Annotated in this window: 17 protein-coding genes; 10 read left to right on the top strand and 7 right to left on the bottom strand. The window is 61.7% G+C overall.

All coding sequences use genetic code 11. The annotated features are described in order from the left end of the window. Positions 1–85 precede the first annotated feature (85 nt). From EGJ68_RS16855 to EGJ68_RS16845, 3 genes are read left to right on the top strand one after another with little or no spacing between them, the layout of a single operon-like run. Complete coding sequence (locus EGJ68_RS16855; RefSeq protein ID WP_123035714.1) at positions 86–1,534, top strand: circularly permuted type 2 ATP-grasp protein; 1,449 nt, start codon at positions 86–88, stop codon at positions 1,532–1,534. A 2-nt stretch (positions 1,535–1,536) separates the two neighbouring features. After that, positions 1,537–2,469 carry an alpha-E domain-containing protein gene (locus EGJ68_RS16850; RefSeq protein WP_233248876.1) on the top strand — a complete coding sequence of 311 codons (933 nt, stop codon included), beginning with the start codon at positions 1,537–1,539 and terminating at the stop codon, positions 2,467–2,469. Next, positions 2,466–3,500: a zinc-binding metallopeptidase family protein gene (locus EGJ68_RS16845; RefSeq protein ID WP_123035712.1), complete on the top strand. Its 1,035-nt coding sequence runs from the start codon at positions 2,466–2,468 to the stop codon at positions 3,498–3,500. The genes EGJ68_RS16850 and EGJ68_RS16845 overlap by 4 nt, the downstream gene beginning before the upstream one ends. A gap of 1 nt (position 3,501) precedes the next feature. Here EGJ68_RS16845 and EGJ68_RS16840 read toward each other — a convergent pair whose 3' ends face one another. From EGJ68_RS16840 to EGJ68_RS16830, 3 genes are read right to left on the bottom strand one after another with little or no spacing between them, the layout of a single operon-like run. Continuing rightward, complete coding sequence (locus tag EGJ68_RS16840; RefSeq protein WP_123035711.1) at positions 3,502–4,392, bottom strand: ribose-phosphate diphosphokinase; 891 nt, start codon at positions 4,390–4,392, stop codon at positions 3,502–3,504. Next, positions 4,392–5,981, bottom strand: coding sequence for a thymidine phosphorylase family protein (locus EGJ68_RS16835; RefSeq protein WP_123035710.1), 1,590 nt, complete (start codon positions 5,979–5,981; stop codon positions 4,392–4,394). The genes EGJ68_RS16840 and EGJ68_RS16835 overlap by 1 nt, the downstream gene beginning before the upstream one ends. 3 nt (positions 5,982–5,984) lie before the next feature. Next, the gene (locus EGJ68_RS16830) at positions 5,985–6,740 is read right to left on the bottom strand and encodes an Ntn hydrolase family protein (RefSeq protein WP_123035709.1); all 756 of its coding nucleotides are present in this window, start codon (positions 6,738–6,740) and stop codon (positions 5,985–5,987) included. A 205-nt stretch (positions 6,741–6,945) separates the two neighbouring features. On the opposite strand from EGJ68_RS16830, the gene EGJ68_RS16825 reads away from it, so the two are divergent. Continuing rightward, a complete protein-coding gene (locus EGJ68_RS16825; protein WP_123035708.1) occupies positions 6,946–8,079 on the top strand; it encodes an efflux RND transporter periplasmic adaptor subunit in 1,134 nt (377 codons plus the stop codon). A 1-nt stretch (position 8,080) separates the two neighbouring features. After that, positions 8,081–11,155, top strand: coding sequence for an efflux RND transporter permease subunit (locus EGJ68_RS16820; protein WP_123035707.1), 3,075 nt, complete (start codon positions 8,081–8,083; stop codon positions 11,153–11,155). Here the strand turns inward: EGJ68_RS16820 and EGJ68_RS16815 are convergent. The 3 genes from EGJ68_RS16815 to EGJ68_RS16805 form a co-directional block, all read right to left on the bottom strand. Then, positions 11,094–11,918: a sterol desaturase family protein gene (locus EGJ68_RS16815; protein WP_123035706.1), complete on the bottom strand. Its 825-nt coding sequence runs from the start codon at positions 11,916–11,918 to the stop codon at positions 11,094–11,096. The genes EGJ68_RS16820 and EGJ68_RS16815 overlap by 62 nt on opposite strands. A gap of 17 nt (positions 11,919–11,935) precedes the next feature. Beyond that, complete coding sequence (locus EGJ68_RS16810) at positions 11,936–12,505, bottom strand: midcut-by-XrtH protein (RefSeq protein WP_123035705.1); 570 nt, start codon at positions 12,503–12,505, stop codon at positions 11,936–11,938. Positions 12,506–12,629: 124 nt separating this feature from the next. Further along, positions 12,630–13,508 (bottom strand): FkbM family methyltransferase, encoded by an 879-nt coding sequence (locus EGJ68_RS16805; RefSeq protein ID WP_123035704.1) that lies wholly within the window; start codon positions 13,506–13,508, stop codon positions 12,630–12,632. 123 nt (positions 13,509–13,631) lie between these two features. Between EGJ68_RS16805 and EGJ68_RS16800 the strand changes: the two genes are divergently transcribed. From EGJ68_RS16800 to EGJ68_RS16780, 5 genes are all read left to right on the top strand, one after another. After that, positions 13,632–13,970 carry a hypothetical protein gene (locus EGJ68_RS16800; RefSeq protein WP_158283722.1) on the top strand — a complete coding sequence of 113 codons (339 nt, stop codon included), beginning with the start codon at positions 13,632–13,634 and terminating at the stop codon, positions 13,968–13,970. A gap of 208 nt (positions 13,971–14,178) precedes the next feature. Beyond that, complete coding sequence (locus EGJ68_RS16795; RefSeq protein WP_123035702.1) at positions 14,179–15,501, top strand: TolC family protein; 1,323 nt, start codon at positions 14,179–14,181, stop codon at positions 15,499–15,501. Beyond that, positions 15,498–16,760, top strand: coding sequence for an efflux RND transporter periplasmic adaptor subunit (locus EGJ68_RS16790; protein WP_123035701.1), 1,263 nt, complete (start codon positions 15,498–15,500; stop codon positions 16,758–16,760). The genes EGJ68_RS16795 and EGJ68_RS16790 overlap by 4 nt, the downstream gene beginning before the upstream one ends. Then, complete coding sequence (locus tag EGJ68_RS16785) at positions 16,757–19,894, top strand: efflux RND transporter permease subunit (protein WP_123035700.1); 3,138 nt, start codon at positions 16,757–16,759, stop codon at positions 19,892–19,894. The genes EGJ68_RS16790 and EGJ68_RS16785 overlap by 4 nt, the downstream gene beginning before the upstream one ends. Positions 19,895–19,946: 52 nt before the next feature. Next, positions 19,947–20,681: a MauE/DoxX family redox-associated membrane protein gene (locus tag EGJ68_RS16780; RefSeq protein ID WP_123035699.1), complete on the top strand. Its 735-nt coding sequence runs from the start codon at positions 19,947–19,949 to the stop codon at positions 20,679–20,681. An 84-nt stretch (positions 20,682–20,765) separates the two neighbouring features. Here EGJ68_RS16780 and EGJ68_RS16775 read toward each other — a convergent pair whose 3' ends face one another. Further along, positions 20,766–21,512, bottom strand: a complete 747-nt coding sequence (locus tag EGJ68_RS16775; protein WP_123035698.1) for an SDR family oxidoreductase — start codon at positions 21,510–21,512, stop codon at positions 20,766–20,768. Between the last annotated feature and the right edge of the window lie 37 nt (positions 21,513–21,549).

Below are 21,549 nucleotides of genomic sequence, written 5' to 3'. Positions count from 1 at the left end.
GCACTTGCGGGCAGTGCGTTCAGTAGTCGGTTGGGGGCTTTTTGTGTAGTCTCGCTAAACGTCCCCTCACGCGGTTGTCGAAACGATGAACGAGAGTTGGAAGTCCTACCCGGCCGGCGGCTTCTTCGACGAGCTGATTACACCCCAGGGCCAGCCGCGCGCGGCCGCCCGCGGTGTCGTGCGTCTGCTGCAGAAGTTGCCGGGCAACGAGATGGCGGAGCGTCGCGCCGCTGCTGAGCTTGCCATCCGCGAAATGGGTATCTCGTTTACCGTCTATAACGAGGCCGGCAACATCGATCGCGCGTGGCCATTCGACATCATTCCGCGGGTTATTTCGGCACGTCAGTGGCAGGCGGTCAGTGACGGCCTGCGGCAGCGGTCGCTGGCCCTGAATCACTTCATCGACGACATTTACAACCGGCAGAAAATTCTGGCAGACGGCGTGGTGCCCGCCGATATCGTGCTTGAGTCGACCAACTTCAAACCGCAGTGCATGGGCATGTCGCCGCGCTTCGGGGTGTGGGCGCATGTCTGCGGGTCGGACCTGGTGCGGGACGGGGACGGTCGTTTCCGGGTGCTCGAAGACAACCTGCGGGTGCCTTCCGGGGTCTCCTATATGCTGGAAAACCGGGAGATTACCAAGCGGGTGCTGCCGGAGCTGTTTGAGAACTACAGCATCCTGCCGGTGGACGACTACCCGTCGCAGCTCTATCAGACACTGGCGTCCCTGTCCCCCCGGGAGCGGCGACGCCCCTGCATTGTTGTGCTCACACCGGGTATTTTCAACTCCGCTTACTTCGAGCATGCCTACCTCGCGCAGGGCATGGGCGCGGAGTTGGTCGAGGGTCGTGACCTGATGGTGGCGGATGACAACTGCGTATATATGCGCACCGTGGACGGCCCCGTGCGTGTGGACGTCATCTACCGTCGCATCGACGAAGAGTTCATGGACCCGGAGGCCTTCCGTCCCGAGTCGCTGCTCGGTGTCGCGGGCCTGATGCGCGCCTGGAAGGCGGGCAATGTCGCCATCGCCAATGCCCCGGGCAGCGGGGTAGCGGATGACAAGGTGATCTACGCCTTCGTGCCGGACATGATTCGCTACTACTTGAAGCAGAAGCCGTTGCTGGCCAGCGTCCCTACCTGGCTTTGCATGCGCGAGAAGGACCGTGAGCATGTGCTCAAGAACCTCGACCAGTTGGTGGTCAAGCCGGCCAATGAATCGGGCGGCTATGGCATCATGGTCGGTCCGCACAGCAGCGCCGCGGTGCGGCGCAAGTTCGCTCGCCTGATTGAGAAAAACCCGCGTAATTATGTGGCGCAGCCCACGCTGGCGCTGTCCACCGCGCCTACGTATATCGACGACAAGGTCGAGCCGCGCCATCTCGACCTGCGGCCCTTCATTCTGCAAGGGCGCGAAACCTGGGTGACCCCCGGAGGGCTGACGCGGGTGGCGTTGACCAGGGGGTCGCTGGTGGTAAATTCCTCGCAGGGCGGCGGCAGCAAAGACACCTGGATCGTGGAGGGCAAGGCGTGACCATGTTATCCAGCGTTGCCGAACGCCTTTACTGGATGGGGCGCTACCTTGAACGTGCGGAGGACAGCGCTCGCCTGGTGGCGGCCTACAATCACCTGATCATGGACATTCCGCGCGCCGCGGAGCTGGGTTGGGATGTGCTTATTCGCATCCTGGATGCCGAACCGCTGTTCTACCAGCATTACCGGGTGGGCAATGAGCAGAATGTACTGCGCTTCCTGCTGGCAGAGCAGGACAGCTCTGCCAGCATACCTTTCGCTGTGCGCTGGGCGCGCGAGAACGTGCGCACCACACGCGACGTGCTGCCTGAGGAAACCTGGGAGCAGATCAACGAGCTGCACCTGTACGTGAGTGATGCGGCGGAAAAATCCGTGGGTCGGCGCAATCGTCAGGCATTTCTGGAGGAGGTGATCAGTCGTTGCCAGCGCGTCAATGGCATGCTGTCATCCAGCCTGCCACGTGACCACGCCCACCGCTTCCTGCGGCTGGGCCATTTGCTGGAACGGTCAGACATGACCACGCGCCTGATGGATGTGGGCACGGGCGAGATCCTGAAGCGGAACGGCACGCATGAGGCGATCGATCCGCTGATCTGGACCTCCCTGCTGCAGGCACTGTCTTCATTCGGGGCCTACCGGCGGATGATTGGTCCGCTGGTGGAAGCGCAGCAGGTGCTCGAGTTTGTGTTTCAGGAACCGTTGCTGCCGCGTTCCGTGGCGTTTTGCCTGGCGGAAATACGCGCCGAGCTGAAACCACTGAACAATCACGAGAAGGCCATGCGTACGCTGGCCCGGGGGCGGCGCAAGCTGGGCAAACTGCAGCCGGAGCACATGTCCCGGGAGGCCCTGCATGCCTACATCGATGAGTTCCAGGCGTTGCTGGCCGACCTCCACGATGCCATCACAGCCTCCTGGTTTCAGCCGGATACGCCATGAAGCGACTGGAATGCAGCTGTGGCAGCCAGGTGTTCTTCGAAAGCCGGGATTGCGTGCATTGTGGCATGGAACTCGGTTTCGACCCGGTCGACCTGGAGATGCACTCGCTCAGCGTTGCGGCTGATGGTGTCCTGGAAACAGCCGAGGGCCGCCGCTATCGCCTGTGCGCCAATGGCCGTGAATGGGATGTCTGCAACTGGCTCTGTGCGGAAGAAGACAGCCACCCCCTGTGCTGGGGTTGCCAGTTCAACCGCACCATTCCGGACCTGTCCCTGCCCGGCAATATCCAGCGCTGGTGGGTGCTGGAACAGGGCAAGAAACGCCTGCTTTACACCCTGCGCAGCCTAGGTTTGCCGCTGGTCAGTGGTTGGCAGGATCAGGAGAACGGCCTGCTGCTCGACTTTATCGAGGACGGTCGCAGCCGAGAAGAGTATGCCGAGTCTTTTGTCAGTACGGGATTTGCCGGTGGCGTTATCACCATCAATACGCTGGAGGCAGATGACGTTGCCCGGGTCGCTGTGCGGGAACAGATGAACGAACCCTACCGCACGGTACTGGGGCACCTGCGGCATGAGTCGGGGCATTACTACTGGGCGCGCCTGGGGCGCGACGAGACTATTCGCCAGGGGTTTGCCGAGCTGTTTGGTGATGAAACCATGGACTATGCGGGGGCGCTGGACCGCCACTACCGCGAGGGGCCATCACCTGATTGGCGCAAGTATTACATCAGCGCCTACGCCAGCGTGCACCCCATGGAAGACTGGGCGGAAACCTGGGGCCATTACCTGCATATACAGGATGCGCTGGAGACAGCTGCGGCCTACGGTGTTATTCGTGAGGACATCGCCAGCCTGGAGGTGGACGAGCGGATCAACCGCTGGCGCGATCTCAGTATCACCCTCAACGAACTCAACCGCAGCGTCGGTCGCGGCGATGCCTACCCCTTCGTGATCAACCACTTTGTGGAATCCAAGCTGGCTTTCGTCGACACGGCGATTCGCCGCCTGCAGCAGCAGCCGGGCAAGCGCTAGTTCAGTGGTCCAGTAGCGGACGCAGGGCCTCGGCGAGCAGCGGCGCCATGAATACCGCATTACTGTGATGCTGTATGCAGTCAGTGCTCCATACCGTGCCAACGCCTGCGGCTTGCATGACCGACAGCGCATCGCCGGCAAACAGGGCATGTGTCACCGCCACATCAACCGAGCTGGCGCCGGCTTGCAGCAACAGCTGCGCGGCGCCGGCCAGGGTGCGCCCGGAGCTGGCAACGTCATCCAGTAGTACCACCGCGCGCCCCGTTACGGCAATGTCGGGCAAGGTTATAACGACCTCGCGATCGCCGTGTCGCTGTTTGCTGCACACCGCGTGCTCCAGCCCGCGAACCACAGCAGCGCCCTCTACCCATTGCCGCGATTCCGCATCGGGGCCCACCAGCAGCGGGTTGTCGCGTTGCCCTGCCACCAGCTCCGCGAGGCTGCCCGCCGCTGACAGGGCGATAGCGTGGGGCAGGGGAATGGCTTCGTCCAACCGGTTTATCCTGTGCAGGTGTGGATCGACGGTAATCACGGCGTCGAACAACTCGGCGAGAAAGCCGCCAACGATGGTCTGGCTGACGATCTCGCCGGGTTGGAAGGCAATATCCTGGCGCATGTAGCCCAGGTAGGGCGCGACCAGTACCAGCGTTTGCACACCGGCACGACGCGCATGCCGCGCCAGCAGCAGGAGCTCCACCAGCTTTTCGTTGGGCCGGTCCAGGCTGCGGTACACCACCAGGGTGTGGGTTCCGTGAGGCACGTCGAGCAACAGTTTCAGTTCGTCGTCGGGGAAGCGGTGTCGCGCCACGGCCAATGTGGGGAGTTCGCAGGCGCTGGCGAGACGCAGCGCCGCGTCGCGTTCGTCATCCAGATACGTCAGTAGCGCAGGCATCAGAACTCCATAAAGGCCGGGGTAATGTCAGCAGCTGCGCCCAGGGTGAAGCCGCTGCCGCGCTCGCACAGTTTGCGCGCGAAGCCGAGTTCCGTCGGGTAGGCGGCGTAGACAGTGTAAAGCAGGTCACCGGCTTGCACCTGCTCACCCAGTTTGGCGTGCAGGTCTACCCCTGCGCCCTGCGCGCGTGGTGCGCCGGCCTGGCGTGCGATACGTGCCAGCTGCAGGTTGTCGATATTGACCACTGTGCCCGCTCTTGCGGCGCGCACGGTGTAGGTCAGCGGTGCCAGCGGCGGGTTGTTCACGTCGTAGGGTTTGCTGCCCTGCGCCTGAATGATGTCCTGCATCTTGCGCAGGGCGCGCCCGGAATCCAGGATGTCGCGTGCAATGGCGAAGCCGTCGCCACCGCGAACATCCGGGTCGAACTCCAGCATGCGCCCGGCGAGGCGCAGGGATTTCTGGCGCAAATCGGCGGGTGCCGCGGGGTGGTTTTGCAGAACCTGCATCACGTCCCGGGCTTCCAGAGCCGGGCCGATGCCGTTGCCCACGGGCTGGCGACCGTCAGTGATCACCACTTCCAGCATCAACCCCATGCGCTTGGCAACGTACTCGAACAGGCGTCGCAAACGCTGCGCCTCGGGCATCGAAGTGACCTTGGCGGTGGGGCCAACGGGGATGTCCAGCACCAGGTGGGTGGAGCCTGCGGCAACCTTTTTCGAAAGAATGGACGCGACCATCTGGCCGGGGGAGTCAATCGACAGCGGGCGCTCGACGGCTATCAGTACATCATCGGCGGGAGACAGGTCGCTGGTGCCGCCCCATGCGAGGCAGCCTCGGTGGGTGCGCACAATGCTGTTGAGCTGCTCGAATTGCAGCTCCACGTGTGCCAGTACCTCCATGGTATCTGCGGTACCCGCCGGGGACGTGATGGCGCGGGAGGAGGTTTTCGGGCACAGCATGCCGTGCGCGGCGACGATCGGCACCACCAACATGGACGTGCGATTGCCGGGTATACCGCCAATACAGTGCTTGTCCACCACCGGATGTTCGCCCCAGTTCAGGCGCCTACCCACGCGGCTCATGGCGTCGCTGAGGAAGAACACTTCCTCACGGTCGAGTTCCGCCTGGTTGCAGGCCACGACAAAAGCGGTCAGTTCGATTTTTGAGTAGCGGTGTTCGGCAATGTCGTTGACGATGGCCCGGAAGCTGTCGCTGTCGAGACGTTCCCCGGCGATCTTGCGGTGCAGCGCGGGTATCGATGTGGGGGGTTCCGCCTGGGACACGCTGACGCGTTGCCCTTCTGGCAGGCCCAGCAGAGCGAAGGCATCTTCTGACAGCCCCAGTTCGTTACAGCCCACGATGCTGTCATCGTCAACCACGTTGACGCTCGCGAGGATGCGTTGGCCGTCGTCGGAGACTTCCACCTTGGCCAGCGCCTGAAAGCCCTCGGCCCGGTACAGCTCGCAGTCCCGGTGCAGGTAGGCCACGTTTTCCCGATAGGTGTCGATGGCAACGCGTTTGAGTAGCAGCGTGGATGCCGCCTCAGCGGCGTGGAGCGCGTCCTGCTGGCCTGCCCCGCCGTTGCTCATGGATCAATCACCCTCACCGATCACTTCGCCCAGTGAGGGCAGCTTGGCGAAGGCTTCGCGGATATTGTCATCCCAGCTCTGGCGCAGTTTCGCCAGATAGGGGTGGTGCTCCTCCAGGGCGAAATAGCGCGCGTGGGGCTTCAGGCTGTCATTGCGGTAGAACAGGCATTCCAGCGGTGGACCGACGGTGGCGTTGGAGCGGATGGTTGAATCCATGGACACCAGCGCACAGCGCATGGCGGTTTCAAACGGTGTATCCGGGCGCACAATACGGTCCAGGATGGGCTTGCCGTATTTGGTCTCACCGATCTGCAGGTACGGGTAGAGCTCCGAGGCCGTGATGTAGTTGCCCTCGGGGTAGATCAGGTACAACGCCTGGGCGTGGCCCTTGATCTGCCCACCCAGGATGAAGGTGGCGGAGGCATCGAAGCTGGCGCCGGCCCCAGGGCCGGAGGGCTTCTTGTGCCGCGATTGCTCGGCCACGTTCAGTTCCCCGATATAGTCGGCTACATCCGCCACATAACGCGCCTTGAGGATGTTGAACTCGGCGTCTTCCTCCAGGTCCCGGTGGATCTGCGCGATCACCGCCTGGCTGGTCGCCAGGTTGCCCGCCGTCAGCAGTACCAGCGAACGGTCGTAGGCCACGGAAAAACGGTGCATTTTACTGTAGGTGCTGACCCGGTCGGGGCCCGCATTGGTGCGCGAGTCCGAGCAGAAGATCAAGCCGTCCTGAACGGCAATGGCGAGGCAATAGGTCATGGCTGCAGTGTCTTGGCTCCGTGGCCGTGTCGAGCCGGCAAGCATACTCATAGCGGGGCGGCAATGCCACAGTCCCGCTGAACCCTACAGAACTGTCATTGGTATCGAGAGAGACTGCCGCGTATTATTGTCCTCCTGTTTTGCCGGTGCCTTGGCAGTCAACTTGCGTACCTCGCGCCCATAATCATGGATTTCGGTGAGAAAGATGTCTAAGAAGAAGTTTCTGTTCGGCCTGCGTATGTGGCTGATGTTGCTGGTGACCCTGCTGGTGTTTGGCGGGTTGTTCGGCATGCAGTGGTTCGGCAACAAGAAAATGAACGAGTTCATGGACAACATGCCGGTGCAACCCGCAACGGTTACCGCAATGGAGGCCGGCACGGCGCTGTGGCGCGACAGTGTGGAGTCGGTCGGGACGCTGGTGGCTATTCGCGGTGCGGAGCTGGCCACCGAGGTGCCCGGCACAGTAGAGACCATTCACTTTGAAAATGGCGCCCAGGTGGAGGCGGGGGATGCGATCCTCACTCTGAATTCGGCGCCGGACCGCGCACAGCTGTCGGAGCTGCAGGCTGCGGCGGAGCTGGCCCGGCTGGAGCTGGAGCGCGCGCGGCGCCTGGTGGCGCAGCGCAATATCTCGGAAGCGGAGCTGGATCAGCGCGTCAGCCTGCTGGAGCAGGCCCGGGCCCGGGTAGCCGCGCAGGCGGCACGCATAGAGCAGAAAACCCTGCGTGCGCCCTACACAGGGCGGCTGGGTATTCGCCAGTACAACGTGGGCGACTATGTGCAAACCGGTGAGACCGTCATTGCCCTGCAGGCGCTGGACAGTCTGTTCGTGAACTTCTCGCTGCCGGAACAATATAGCCAGCAGGTGGAAGCCGGGATGCCGGTACAGGCCCGGCTGGAGGCTCTGGATGGTCGGGAGTTCTCCGGTACCGTAACCGCCATTTCACCGGTGGTGGACCCGAATACCCGCAACTTTGCGCTGCAGGCGACATTGCCCAACCCCGAGGAGCTGCTGCGTCCCGGTATGTTCGCCCGGCTGGTGCTGCCTATTGGCATTGAGCTGGAGCGTGTTGTGGTACCGCAAACAGCCATTGCCTATCGCCCCTATGGCGACTCTGTCTATGTGATCCAGGAGCACGACGGCGCGCTGCAGGTGAGCCAGCGGTTTGTCACGCTGGGCCCGGTGCGGGGCGATATGGTCGCCGTGGAAGAGGGCCTGGACCCCGGTGAGCGGGTGGCTACCAGCGGTTTGCTCAAGCTGGATGGCGGTATGCCGGTGAAAATCGACAACACATCGCCGCCCGCCGCCGAACTCGACCCACAACCGGACAACGGCTGACATGAAGTTCACGGACATTTTTATCCACAAGCCCGTACTGGCGACCGTTGTCAGCCTGTTCCTGTTGATTCTGGGCCTGCGTGCGGCAACCGAGCTGAATGTGCGCGAATACCCGATGATCGAGAATGCGGTGATCACAGTGAGCACCCCTTATATCGGCGCCGATGCGGAGCTGATCAAGGGTTTCATTACCACGCCTCTGGAACTGGAGATCGCAACGGCGGAGGGTATCGACTACCTCACCTCCACCAGCGTGCGTGGCCTGAGCACCATTTCCGCCTACGTCAGCACCGAGGCCGACCCCGACGAAGTGCTCACCCAGGTCGTCACCAAGGTCAACAAGCTGCGGAACGAGTTGCCGCAGGAGGCGGAGGACCCGGTGCTTGACCTGGCCATCGGTGAGCAGGTGGGTAGCATGTACATCTCGTTTATCAGCGACCAGCTGCCCACCAACCGCGTGGCGGATTACGTGGTTCGGGAGGTACAGCCCAAGCTGTCGACCTTGCCGGGCGTACTGCGCGCCAGCGCCAATTCCACCAGCGTATTTGCCATGCGCATCTGGCTGGACCAGGAGCGCATGACGGCGCTGGGGTTGACCGCCAGCGAGGTGCGTGCGGCGCTGGCGGCCAATAACGTGCTCTCGGCGGTGGGCGCGAGCAAAGGCAGCATGGTCGAGGTGAACCTGAAGGCTGACACCGACCTGCGTTCGGTACAGGGTTTTGAAGACATGGTGCTGCGTGAGCAGGACGGCGCCATCGTGCGCCTGGGCGACATCGCGGATGTTGAGCTGGGTAACGAGGGGTACTCCTCATCGTCCATGTTCATCGACCAGGAGGCGGTGTTCGTGCAGATCGACGTGGCCCCCGATGCCAATGCCGTGGAAGTGATCGCCCGGGTGCGGCAGGTCTACGCTGACGACATCGCGCCCCGCTTGCCCGAGGGTATCACCGGTAATATCAATTACGATGCTACGGTTTACATCCAGAATGCGATCAACGATGTGCAGGCCACGATTATCGAGGCGATGGTCATCGTTATCGTGGTGATCTTCCTGTTCCTCGGCTCCATGCGGTCGGTGCTGATCCCGGCCGTTGCTGTGCCGTTGTCCCTGGTGGGCGGCTTGTTCCTCATGCAGTTGATGGGCTTCAGTATCAACCTGCTCACCTTGCTCGCGATCGTTCTTGCCATTGGCATTGTGGTCGATGACGCAATTATCGTGCTGGAGAATATCCACCGGCATATCGAGGCGGGGATGCCACCCAAGGAAGCGGCACTGTTGGGTGCGAGTGAGCTGGCCTGGCCTATCGTGGCGATGACGACGACGCTGATTGCCGTGTACATTCCCATTGGCTTTGTGGGCGGCTTGACGGGAACCCTGTTCACGGAATTTGCCTTTACCCTGGCAGGCGCGGTGCTGATTTCCGGCATCGTTGCGCTCACTCTGTCGCCAATGATGTGCGCGAAGTTACTGAGCAAGGACGAAGGCGACAACAGCAACCGGCTCGAGCGTTGGCTCGACCAGCGCTTTGATGCTTTGCGCCGGGTCTACCAGCGAGACCTGGACCGTGTGCTGGACGATAGCGCCGGTGTGCTGGTGTTTGGTGCGGTGATTATCGTGTCCTGTTATTTTCTCTTCGTGCGCTCGCCGTCGGAGCTGGCGCCGCCCGAGGACATCGGGCTGATTTTCTATCTGGCGGAATCGGACCCCTACGTCACGCTCGAGTACATTGAACAGTACACGGCGGAGATCGGGCAGATTACGCGCAGTACACCCGAAATTGATGTGAACTTTCTGTTTAACGGCGTCAGCCCGGGTGGGGGTGGTACCACCAACGGCGCGTTTGGCGGCTTCATTTTCAAGCCCTGGAGCGAACGCGAGCGCAGTTCGGCGCAGGTGTTGGAGGAAAGCATCCAGCCGCGCACACAGAGTATCGCCGGTTTGCAGGTGAACGCGGTGAACCCGTCGCCTTTACCCTCCAGTGGTGTCCTGCCAGTGGAGTTTGTGCTGACCTCTACCCTCGATTTCAACATCATGTATGACGATGTGCAGCGCGTACTGCAGCGGGCACGTGAAAGCGGCAAGTTCATTTTCATTGACCAGGATTTACAGATCGACAAGCCCCAGCAGCGCCTGACGGTAGACCGTGACAAGGCGGCCCTGCTGGGGGTTGAAATGCAGCAGATCAGTGCCGACCTTTCCGCGCTCCTGTCTGGCGGCTATGTCAATCGTTTCACCATGAACGAGCGCTCCTACAAGGTGATACCTCAGGTGCGGCGCCAGCAGCGCTTGACGCCGCAGGACCTTGAGGGTTACTACACCCGCACGCGCAGCGGCGACCTCATTGCCATGAGTACACTGGTACAACTCGAGAGTGAGGTGGTGCCGCGTTCGTTGAAGGGTTTCCAGCAGCTCAATGCGGTCACCCTCAGTGGCATTCCGCGCCCCGGTGTGGCGCTGGGTGATGCCCTGGCCACGCTGGAGCAAATCAGCCGGGATGAGCTGAGCCGTGAATACAGCGTGGATTATGGCGGCCAGAGTCGACAGTTCAAGACCGAGGGCAGCGCGCTCATCATGACCTTCTTCTTCGCCCTGCTGCTCATCTACCTGGTGCTGGCCGCGCAGTTCGAGTCGTTCCGCGATCCGATCATCATGCTGGTGACGGTACCGATGTCGGTCTGCGGTGCACTGCTCTGCCTGAATATTCTGTCAATCTTCCAGGTGACCGGCGCCACGCTGAACATCTACACGCAGGTGGGCATCGTCACGCTGATTGGCGTGATTTCGAAGCACGGCATTCTCATTGTGGAATTTGCCAATCGGCTGCAGGAAGAGGGAATGAAAAAGCGCGAGGCGATTGAAGAGGCGGCTTCCGTGCGCCTGCGTCCTGTGTTGATGACCACCGCCGCGTTGGTCATCGCCATGGTGCCGTTACTGCTCGCCTCTGGTCCCGGTGCCTCTGCCCGGTTCTCCATGGGCCTGGTGATTGCCTCCGGCATGACCATTGGCACACTGTTTACCCTGTATGTATTGCCGGCGGTCTATCTGTACCTGGGTCGAGATCTCGCAGTGGAGTGAGTAGTTGCCGGTCCAGCCGCTGGTCGGCTGGTTCGCGCAGGTATTCAAGCCCCAACAGGCGCTGCGGATGCTCGTCGAAAGCCGGGTGCCTGGCGGTACCGAACACGTAGTCGTACCAGGGCACCAGGCTGCCGTAGTTGCTGTTCGTGTAGCGTTGTTCAACGAAGTGATGGGTGCGGTGGAAGTCCGGTGTGAGCAGCAGGTAGCGCAGCCAGCGTTCCACGGACTGCGGTACGTGCACATTGCTGTGGCTGAACAGCGTGGCGGCAACCGCGAAGATCCGGTAGGCGAGCGCCGACTCCGGGCCAACGCCCAGCAAGAGTACCAGGGGTGCGCCTACCGGCAGTGCGATCAGTGGCTCCAGGGGGTGGTGCCGGTAGCCCGTGGATACGTCTACCTCGGGATCCGAATGGTGCAGTGCGTGGATGCGCCACATCAGGGGAAAGCGGTGAAAAGCGCGGTGGAGCCAGTAACTGACCAGCTGCGTGCCAGCCAGCAGGGCGGCGAAACCCGCCACGGGCCCCAGATTCAGTACACCAAACTCTTCGGCCCTGCCCCAGCGCGCGAGCCAGACAAAAAACAGCGTGCTGGCAACCAGCATGATGTACCAATTGAGCAGGGCGAGGGAGAAGTTGTTGGCCCAGCGCCAGGTTAGCCCACTGGCGCCGCTGCGACGCGGCGCCAGGGTTTCAAGCAACAAAAACAGGCTCATGAGGCCCAACGTCCACAGGTAGATGTGTTGCGATGCGGACGTGACGGTCATGAGTCAGTGGCCAGTGTTCAGGGCGGCGGTTGCAGCATCTCGCAGTAGCCCATGCTCTGCTCTGCGCCATCCGGTATGACGGTGCCCACTGGCGCGCCATTGTCGTTGAATGTGCCCATCCGGCCGCAGGTAAACGTGTACTCCACCACTTGCAGGTCGCGCCCGCACTGATTGTTCACGGTGTTCTCAGGGGAGTTGAAGCCGCGCAGGTTGCCAAAACTGACATTGATCGTGGCCGTTTCACAGGTTGCGTCGGCGAGCGTGGCGGCACTGGTCGCCAGCGTCCGTTCCACGCCAAAGCCGCCTAGCAGCGCACCGCCCCCGAGCAGGGCGATACTGATAATTTTCTGTGCACCACCGTTTTGCCGCAGTACACGCAACGCAATGACCGCTAAAACCACGCCCAAAGCGATGAGAATGGGGGGGCTGAGTGTGGGTACCGCCGTTGCAGAGGCCGGGCCCAGAATTACGCCGCCCGGTGTGCCGGCATGACTGCCTGGGGCCAGAGCCAGTAGTGCCAGTGCCGCGCCGTAGATCGGAGTCTGCCCTGCGACAAGACGTCGCGTTAAGCCTGTTGTTATTCTCATTTACCAGTCCTCGGCGTAGTGACCACAAGATTAGTGGGGATTAGTCGACAGCGTATAATAAAGATGTTGGCACTTGCAAGGCGTCTGCTGTCGCGGCGGCAAAGCAAGGGCGCCGCTTGGCCGGTCAACCCGCTGTGTTGATCTTGGGTTCATTCAGTAGCGCAAAATAGTGCTGCAAGGCTGTCTGGCTCAGCACGCCGCGCGCTGTCAGCTCGCGCAGGCAGTAAACTGCGAGGTCAGGGCTGTCAAAGAACAGGTCCGCAAACAGAACCTGCCGCTTGAGTTGTACGTCGCTGTAGTGCTCCAGCGCGAGCGGGTCCTTGATATAGACGGCATCGGCCTCCAGCAACTGATTGAAGGGGATGCGGAAATTGTTGTTTCTCACGACAGGCGATATCGACCAGCGTTTCACGTCGACGAAACTGTGCGGAAGGTAGCCGTTGGCACGCATCCACTGGTCGATGTCGCCAAAGGTGGGTTGCCCCTCGTACAGGCCCACGAAGGAGACTTCGAGCTGTATGGCGAGGCACTCGCGCAGCGTTTGCGTGCCGTGTTGCAGCACGCTCAGCTCCGAGCCCTGGATATCCATTTTCAGAAAGTCGATGCGTTCGATTGCCGCAATGGAGTCCAGCCGCGCGGTTTGCACGCGCTCCGTGCGCAGTACGCGCCCGAAGTCGTCAAAGCCATTGAAGAAACTCAACGCCCGCGGCGATGGCTTGAACAGGGAAGTCATGCCAGACGTTTCCTCGCACACATAGGCAGTATGTGCTTGGCCATCGCCCACGTAGTGTTCCAGTACGGTGGCCTTATTGCCGTAGCGGGCTTTCAGCGCCGCTATCTGGCGGGGGTCGCCGTCGAAACTGAACAGGTGGGCGTCCGGGTGTTCAAGCACCAGGGGCGCATAGACGGGTGTTTCCGCCAGCAGTGCCGCGCCAATGTCAGCAATAAACAGGGCGCCATTGAGCTGAAGCAGCTCCGTGATCCGGGTAATACGTGACAGCAAGTTCCTTTATCTCCTGCATGTGTGCAGTTTCGTGGTTTGAACTATTTTCTGGAACCGCTATCCTATTGAGGTGTTTCCAGCTCCGCGAGGCGTATGTTGCAGCGCAAGTATAAGCTGTGTGTTGTGCTCATCGCTCTGCTGGCCTTTGCGGGTCGGCTGGGGGCGGTTACGTCTGCACCCTGCACCATGATGGATACCGGCAGTGTGCCCGAGTCTGCACAGTTTGCAATGGGCATGGATCATGCCGGGCACACCTTGGCTGGTGAGGCCGGCGCCCCTGAGGACTCATGCTGTGACGCGCTACAGTGTTCCCTGCTGCACTGCCTGTCCTCCGGAGCGGCGCTGGTTGACTCCCTGGTACTCGAAACTTCCCCCTGCTCCACTATTTTCAACGCTGGAAGTCCGGTCGCGTGTGTGTCGGCTGACGGCGTTTCGGTATTTCGTCCCCCCATTTTCCGCTGACATGGGGTTAGTGCGCCTGAAATTTGGCGACTCACACCCATTGCGGCGGGAGTTCGCTACTCCCCAAACGTAATCAGCGCCCTGCCAGCCGCCGTTTGCCGATGCGCGCGCGGCGCAGGTGCCACCTGTTGTTGCGCGAGCTATCCCACGGCGTTCCGGTTGGTCAGGCCCCGGTGTGGTGGGGCAGCAAGGGTTTCGAGGAAAGACAATGAATGTTTTAAAGAGAGCTCTCTGCTCACTGCTGTTGCTGTGTGTGCCGGCGGTGGCGCAATCAGACATGGTGGCACTCACGCGCGACCGGGCGATTGCGCTGGCCGTTGCCGCCGACCCCTGGCTTGCGGGTAGCGCCTACCGACAGCAGGCGCTGTCGGAGGAGGCGGTCGCCGCCAACAGCTTGCCAGATCCTCGTATCAACATGACGGCCGGGAATTTACCGCTGGATACCTTTGCTATTAACCAGGAGGCAATGACCCAGTTTACGGTCGGCGTGAGCCAGGCGTTTCCGCGCGGTGAGAGCCGCGCACTGGCAGCGCAACAGAAAAGCCGGCTGGCGGAACAAGAGCCCCTGCTGCGTGCAGACCGTGCCGCGCAGGTAGCGCGTACCGTGACGCAGCTGTGGTTTGCAGCGTATCTGGCGCAGGAGACCATCGTGCTGGTGGAGCATAGCCGAGGGCTTTTCAGACAGCTATCGGACGCCGCCAGACTCCGCTACGCGGCGGCACTGGGGGCTACCCGTCAGCAGGACCTGGTGCGGGCACAGCTGGAGCTCACGCGGCTTGAAGATCGTCTCGTCGGGTTGCAGGAGCGCCGCGCAGCGGCTCAGCGACGCATGGCCGAGTGGATCGGCGACAGCGCGCTGCTGCCCTTGCTCGCGTCTGACGAGAGCGGCTCGGTGGAGGCGCCGACTGCGTTTGGTGCTACTCAGCAATACCGCGACTTGATTGTCCGCCACCCCGCGCTGCAGGCGCTCGACAAGCGGGTAGAGGCGATGTCCGCCGAAGTGGAGCTTGCCCGGCAGGGTTACAAGCCCGCCTGGGGTGTCAGTGCGCAGTACGGCTACCGCGATGATGATCCCCTGGGTCGCGATCGCGCGGACCTGTTCAGCGTGGGCGTGACAGTTGACCTGCCACTGTTCACCGAGGACCGCCAGGACAGGCAGGTCGGGGCGGCCGTGGCCCGTGCGGAAGCACTGCGTACAGATCGCCAGTTGCTGGCGCGCCAGCTGCTTGCCGAGCTGGAAACAGCTCTGGTCCGTGTGCAACGCGTACAGGAACGTGAGGCATTGTATAAGCAACAGCTCTTGCCGCAGATGGCTGATCAGGCGGAGGCGGCGCTCGCGGCCTACAACAATGATGACGGTGACTTCGCCGAGGCCGTGCGGGCGCGGATAGCAGAGCTCGATGCACGCATGGAGTCACTGGCCATCTCGGTCGAGCGGCAGCAGCTTTTGGCACAGGTGGATTATCTCCTGGTCGCGGCCGAACGCGACCGGTCGGCGCCGGCAGTGAATAGCGCAGGAGCAAAGCAATGAACGCAATGATGAAAACCGTCGCCGCGACCGCGCTAGGCACGCTGGCAGGTGTGCTTGCAACGCTCTGGTGGATTGGTGCCGCACAGGCGCCGGCGGGCGAAGACGCGGCAGCCGAGCCACTGTACTGGGTGGCACCCATGGACCCGAACTACCGCCGCGATGCGCCGGGCAAGTCGCCGATGGGTATGGATCTGGTACCGGTCTATGCCGATACGGCTGACGCGGATCCGACCGGCACCGTGCGCATTAGTCCCGCGGTGAGCAACAACCTCGGTGTGCGTACCGCAGAAGTCGTATTGGCGCGCCTTCCCTCTCTCATCAGTACGGTGGGTTACGTGCAGTACGATGAAGACCAGTTGCAGCATGTTCATCCGCGCGTCGAGGGTTGGATCGAGACCCTGTTCGTGAATGCGTCCGGAGACCCGGTCAGCCGCGGCGAGCCTCTGTACACCTTGTATTCGCCGACCCTGGTCAACGCCCAGGAGGAGCTGTTGCTGGCCTGGCGGCGCGACGATCCGGCCTTGATCACGGCCGCGTCTGAGCGGCTCGAGGCGCTGGGGGTGCCGCCAGAGGCGATACGCACGCTTCGGGAGACCCGCACCGTAAGCCGCACGGTTACCGTCACAGCGCCGCAGGATGGCGTGGTCGACACACTGCAGGTGCGCCAGGGTATGTATGTCAAACCGGGTATGGAAACCCTGTCGATTGCCTCACTCGATCACCTCTGGGTGATCGGTGAAGTGTTCGAGAGCCAGACAACGCATGTGCAGGTGGACGACGCCGTGCGCATACTGCTGGACTACGCTCCAGAACGAGAATGGAAGGGCAGGATTGACTACGTTTACCCTACCCTGAATACCCGTACGCGCACCCTGCAGGTGCGGGTACGGGTGGCCAACCCCGATCACGTCTTGCGCCCGGGCATGTTCGCTCAGCTGCAAATTGCAACCAAGCCGGGCGAGCAAAGGCTACTGGTGCCCCGCGAAGCATTGATTCGCACCGGGTCGCAGTCCCGGCTGGTGCTGGCATTGGGCGAGGGTCGCTTCAAGTCGGTGGCGGTGGAGACGGGGCGAGTCGGGCGGGAGCAGGCTGAAATTCTCGCCGGCATAGCCGCGGGAGACCGCATTGTGACCTCGGCGCAATTCCTCATCGATTCCGAGTCCAGTAAAACGTCGGACTTCCAGCGCATGGCCCGTAGCCCTGCGGCGCGCGAGCAGGCGGATGATCACAGCGGTCACGTCAGGGAGCATACGCAATGATTGCCGCCATCATTCGCTGGTCGGTGCACAACCGTTTCTTCGTGCTGCTGTCCACCGCGCTGCTCGTGGCTGCAGGCGCGTGGTCGCTGAAGAATACCCCGGTCGACGCCATCCCCGACCTGTCTGATGTGCAGGTCATCGTCAAGACCAGCTATCCCGGCCAGGCGCCGCAGGTGGTGCAGGACCAGGTGACGTATCCCCTTACCACCGCGCTGCTGGCGGTGCCGGGGGCCGTCACCGTGCGGGGGTTTTCGTTCTTTGGGGATTCTTACGTGTACGTGATCTTTGAGGAAGACACTGATCTCTACTGGGCCCGCTCGCGCGTACTGGAATATCTGTCGCAGGTTGCCCCCACGTTGCCCGATAACGCACAGCCACAGCTCGGCCCCGACGCCACCGGGGTCGGTTGGGTATATCTCTATGCGCTGGTTGATCGCAGTGGCAAACACGATATCAGCCAGCTGCGCAGTCTGCAGGACTGGTTTCTGAAGTATGAGCTGCAGACCGTTCCCGGTGTCGCCGAGGTTGCCGCACTGGGCGGGATGGTGAAACAGTATCAGGTCAAGGTCAGCCCAACCAAACTGCGCGCATTTGGCATCCCCCTGTCATTGGTGCAGACCGCGATTCAACGCGGCAACCAGGAAATTGGGGCGTCGGTGGTGGAAATGGCCGAAGCGGAGTACATGGTGCGGGCGACAGGTTACATAAAGAGCGTGGATGATCTCGCCAATATCCCGCTCGGGCTCGACGCCAACGGCACGCCGCTGCGCTTGCACGATGTTGCGGATATCACGCTGGGACCGCAAATGCGTCGCGGTGTCGCCGAACTCAATGGCGAAGGTGAAGTGGTCGGCGGCATCGTGGTCATGCGCTACGGTGAAAATGCGCAGCAGACCATAGAGCAGGTGAAGGCGCGCTTGGCTCAGTTGGCCCCCGGTCTGCCGGACGGGGTAGAAATCGTCACCGTGTATGATCGCTCTGCGCTCATCGAGCGCGCGGTGGACAATTTGTGGCGCACACTGTTCGAGGAGTTTCTGGTCGTCGGTCTGGTGTGTATGGCCTTTCTGTTCCATGTGCGCTCCTCACTGGTGGCTATTGTCAGCCTGCCGGTGGGAATTCTGGCCGCTTTTACCGTCATGCACTGGCAGGGGCTGAACGCCAACATCATGTCGCTGGGCGGCATTGCGATTGCCATTGGCGCCATGATCGACGGCGCGATTGTGATGATCGAGAACATGCACAAGCACATGGAGCGCACACCGCTCACGTTGGAGAACCGCTGGCGCATTGTGGCGGATTCCGCTGCCGAGGTAGGCCCGGCGCTGTTCTTTACTCTGCTGATCATCACCGTGAGTTTCGTGCCCGTGTTTACGCTGGAGGCGCAGGAAGGGCGCATGTTCGCCCCCCTGGCTTTCACCAAAACCTATGCCATGGCGGCGAGTGCCGCGCTCGCCATTACCCTCGTTCCCGTACTCATGGGGTACTTCATTCGGGGCAAGGTGCTGGCGGAAGACCGCAACCCGGTCAACCGGGTCATCGCCGCCGGGTACCTGCGCGTATTGCAGCTGGCGCTGCGCCACCCCGCAAGGACCCTGCTGCTCGCGCTGCTGGTTACCGTGGTCGGGCTCTGGCCGTTGGGCAGGATTGGCAGTGAATTCATCCCCGAGCTGGACGAGGGTGACCTGATGTACATGCCCACCACGTATCCGGGACTTTCCATCGGCAAGGCTCGCGAGCTGTTGCAACAGACGGACCGCCTCATCGCCACCGTGCCTGAGGTAAAAAGCGTATTCGGCAAAGTTGGTCGGGCAGAGACGGCGACCGATCCGGCGCCGCTGACCATGATCGAAACCTTCGTGCAATTGCACCCCCGTGAGCAATGGCGAGCGGGAATGACCACTGCAAAGCTCAAGCAGGAGCTCGACGCGCTGGTGAAGCTGCCGGGTGTGACCAACGCCTGGGTGATGCCGATCAAGACCCGCATCGACATGCTCGCCACCGGCATCAAAACGCCGGTCGGTATCAAGGTGGCCGGGCCCGACCTGCAGGAGATCGAGCGTATTGGTAAACGCCTGGAGCAGGTGCTGCAGGAAGTTCCGGGTACTGCGTCGGTCTATTCAGAGCGTGTCGCGGGTGGGCGTTATATCAAGGTGGATATACAGCGTGCTCGCGCGGCGCGCTACGGGCTCAATATCGCCGACATACAGCAGGTGGTGTCCACCGCGGTGGGCGGTATGAACGTCACCCAGACCATCGAAGGGCAGGAGCGCTATCCGGTCAACCTGCGCTACCCGCAGGAATACCGTGACTCGCCCGAACAGCTGGCGCTGCTGCCCATCGTCACTCCGGGAGGGCAGCATATCGCCCTGGGCGATGTCGCTCGTGTCTACGTTGAGGACGGGCCGCCCGCAATCAAGAGCGAGAACGCGCGGCTGAATGGCTGGACGCTTGTGGACATCGAGGGCGTGGACGTGGGTAGCTATGTGAGTGAGGCGCAAACCCTCGTCGCCGATCGCGTTGCACTGCCGCCCGGCTACTCGCTGACGTGGTCCGGGCAGTACGAATACATGTTGCGCGCCAAGGAAAAGCTCAGCTTCGTGTTGCCCCTGACCCTGGCCATCATCGTGGTGCTGCTGTACCTCAATTTCCGCAGTGTGGCAGAAGTGGCGATCATACTGGGTACGCTGCCGCTGGCTACGGTGGGCAGTGTCTGGCTGATGTACCTGCTGGGTTATAACTACTCGGTGGCGGTCGGGGTTGGTTTTATCGCGCTGGCGGGTGTGGCCGTGGAGATCGGTGTCATTATGCTGGTCTACCTTGACCTGGCCTGGCGTCGCTTGCTGGAAGACACGGCCGGGCAGCCAACCGCCGCGCAGCTCAACGCGGCTGTACTCAGTGGCGCCGGGCGCCGTATACGCCCGGTGATGATGACCTCGGCGACAATTATTCTCGGTCTGCTGCCGATCATGTTCGGCAGCGGAACGGGCACCGAGGTCATGCAGCGCATCGCGGCGCCACTGGTGGGCGGCATGGCCAGCGCCGTGTTGCTCACCCTGCTGGTACTGCCGACTGTGTATTTACTCTGGCGTCGATGGGGTTTGCGCCATGGCTCAGGCGAGCTGCCACGCGGTTGACGCGCACAGCGTCTACACTTTTCGTGAGAGGAGACGAGAAAGGAGGTAAACCATGAGCAAGCAAGCGACTCTGTACCGGATGGAGACGGCCGATCATCTCTGTCCCTTTGGGCTTAAATCCCGCGATTTGCTCAGGCGCCAGGGCTATGACCTGAATGACCGGGTGCTCGGCTCGCGGGAGGAAGCCGACGCTTTCAAGCGGGAGCACGGTGTGGAAACGACGCCGCAGGTGTTTATTGCTGGCGAGCGCATTGGTGGCTACGAGGCACTGCGGGCGCATCTGGGCCTGGAGCAGGAGGGCGATTCAGGCACAACGTACAAACCGGTTATCGCGATTTTCGGTGCCTGCGCACTCGCCGCCCTGGCGTTGGTGTGGGGGCGCAGCGGCGCCCTGGATTGGTCGGCATTGCTGGCGACCTTCATCGGCCTCAGCATGGTGGTGCTCGCGATACAGAAACTGCAGGATCTCACGGCCTTTTCCAATCAATTCGTCACCTACGACCTGCTGTCCATGCGCTATGTGCCTTATGCCTATGTATACCCGTTCGCGGAGGCCTATGCAGGGTTCGGCATGCTCGCGGGCGTGCTGCCCTGGGCCTTTGCGCCAGTTTCCCTGTTCATCGGCACGGTGGGTGCGGTTTCCGTGTTCAAGGCGGTCTACATCGAGAAGCGGGAGCTGAAGTGTGCCTGCGTCGGTGGTGACAGCCAGGTGCCGTTGGGGTTTGTTTCCCTCACGGAGAATGTGTTCATGATCTTTGCGGGGGTGTGGATGTTGGTGGGTATGTGACGGCGACAAGCCCTGCTTTTGTCGCAGGGCTTTTGTCACATGTGATGCGGGCGGTCAGTGATTGCCCAAGAGGAAAAACGGGACTCAGGGGCGCATCAACTGTCCGCCATCGACATTGAGAATGTGACCGGTGATCCAGCTGGCCTCGTCAGACAGCAAAAACAGAGCAGCATCCGCCATGTCGCTGGGCTGCCCAAGCCGCTTGATAGGCATGGCCTGTAACATTTGCTGGGCGTAGTCCCCGGCAGTTTTTTGCAGTGCACCGGTGTCAGTGGGGCCCGGTGCAATCGCATTGATGCGTATGTTCCGTGGCCCCAGCTCGTGTGCCAGCGACTGGGTAATGCCGTTAAGCGTCAATTTTGCTACGCCATAGAAACCCATTCCCATCCAGGCCGCCGTCGAAGACTGATTGACAATGGCGCCGCCGCCCGCTGACGTCATGCTGTCTACAGCCGCTCGGGTCATGATCAGGGCGCCGTGTGCATTTACGCGCATGAATTTTTCAAGGTAGTCCATGTCGATCGTGAGGTAGCCCTCTATCTTCATATCCCCAAAGATGGCCGCATTGTTAATCAGGTAGTTGACCGAGCCGAAAGCCTTTTCCGCTGCCGCCACGCAATCGCAGGCAGATTGTTCATCGCTGACATCGGTTTTGACGAATAGCGCACGTCCGCCGGTTGCTTCGATTTCACGGGCCACACGCTGACCGCCCGACTCGCTCAACTCAGCGATAACCACGTTCATGCCTCGGTCAGCACTCGCTTTCGCGTAAGCCTCCCCGATGCCGCCCCCTGCGCCAGTGACAATGATCGTCTTACCTGCAAAATCCATCGAGTTCACCATAATCCTTAAGTTGTGACCGCATGAC

This window comes from Haliea alexandrii (assembly GCF_003719295.1).
Classification (GTDB): Bacteria; Pseudomonadota; Gammaproteobacteria; order Pseudomonadales; family Halieaceae; genus Haliea; species Haliea alexandrii.
This window is presented reverse-complemented; position numbering and strand designations above follow the sequence as displayed.

Excerpts from the sequence above, each read along its gene's own strand:
- EGJ68_RS16855 (WP_123035714.1), top strand. The coding sequence starts at position 86 with ATGAACGAGAGTTGGAAGTCCTACCCGGCCGGCGGCTTCTTCGACGAG.
- EGJ68_RS16850 (WP_233248876.1), top strand. The coding sequence starts at position 1,537 with ATGTTATCCAGCGTTGCCGAACGCCTTTACTGGATGGGGCGCTACCTT.
- EGJ68_RS16845 (WP_123035712.1), top strand. The coding sequence starts at position 2,466 with ATGAAGCGACTGGAATGCAGCTGTGGCAGCCAGGTGTTCTTCGAAAGC.
- EGJ68_RS16840 (WP_123035711.1), bottom strand. The coding sequence starts at position 4,392 with ATGCCTGCGCTACTGACGTATCTGGATGACGAACGCGACGCGGCGCTG.
- EGJ68_RS16835 (WP_123035710.1), bottom strand. The coding sequence starts at position 5,981 with ATGAGCAACGGCGGGGCAGGCCAGCAGGACGCGCTCCACGCCGCTGAG.
- EGJ68_RS16830 (WP_123035709.1), bottom strand. The coding sequence starts at position 6,740 with ATGACCTATTGCCTCGCCATTGCCGTTCAGGACGGCTTGATCTTCTGC.
- EGJ68_RS16825 (WP_123035708.1), top strand. The coding sequence starts at position 6,946 with ATGTCTAAGAAGAAGTTTCTGTTCGGCCTGCGTATGTGGCTGATGTTG.
- EGJ68_RS16820 (WP_123035707.1), top strand. The coding sequence starts at position 8,081 with ATGAAGTTCACGGACATTTTTATCCACAAGCCCGTACTGGCGACCGTT.
- EGJ68_RS16815 (WP_123035706.1), bottom strand. The coding sequence starts at position 11,918 with ATGACCGTCACGTCCGCATCGCAACACATCTACCTGTGGACGTTGGGC.
- EGJ68_RS16810 (WP_123035705.1), bottom strand. The coding sequence starts at position 12,505 with ATGAGAATAACAACAGGCTTAACGCGACGTCTTGTCGCAGGGCAGACT.
- EGJ68_RS16795 (WP_123035702.1), top strand. The coding sequence starts at position 14,179 with ATGAATGTTTTAAAGAGAGCTCTCTGCTCACTGCTGTTGCTGTGTGTG.
- EGJ68_RS16790 (WP_123035701.1), top strand. The coding sequence starts at position 15,498 with ATGAACGCAATGATGAAAACCGTCGCCGCGACCGCGCTAGGCACGCTG.
- EGJ68_RS16785 (WP_123035700.1), top strand. The coding sequence starts at position 16,757 with ATGATTGCCGCCATCATTCGCTGGTCGGTGCACAACCGTTTCTTCGTG.
- EGJ68_RS16780 (WP_123035699.1), top strand. The coding sequence starts at position 19,947 with ATGAGCAAGCAAGCGACTCTGTACCGGATGGAGACGGCCGATCATCTC.
- EGJ68_RS16775 (WP_123035698.1), bottom strand. The coding sequence starts at position 21,512 with ATGGATTTTGCAGGTAAGACGATCATTGTCACTGGCGCAGGGGGCGGC.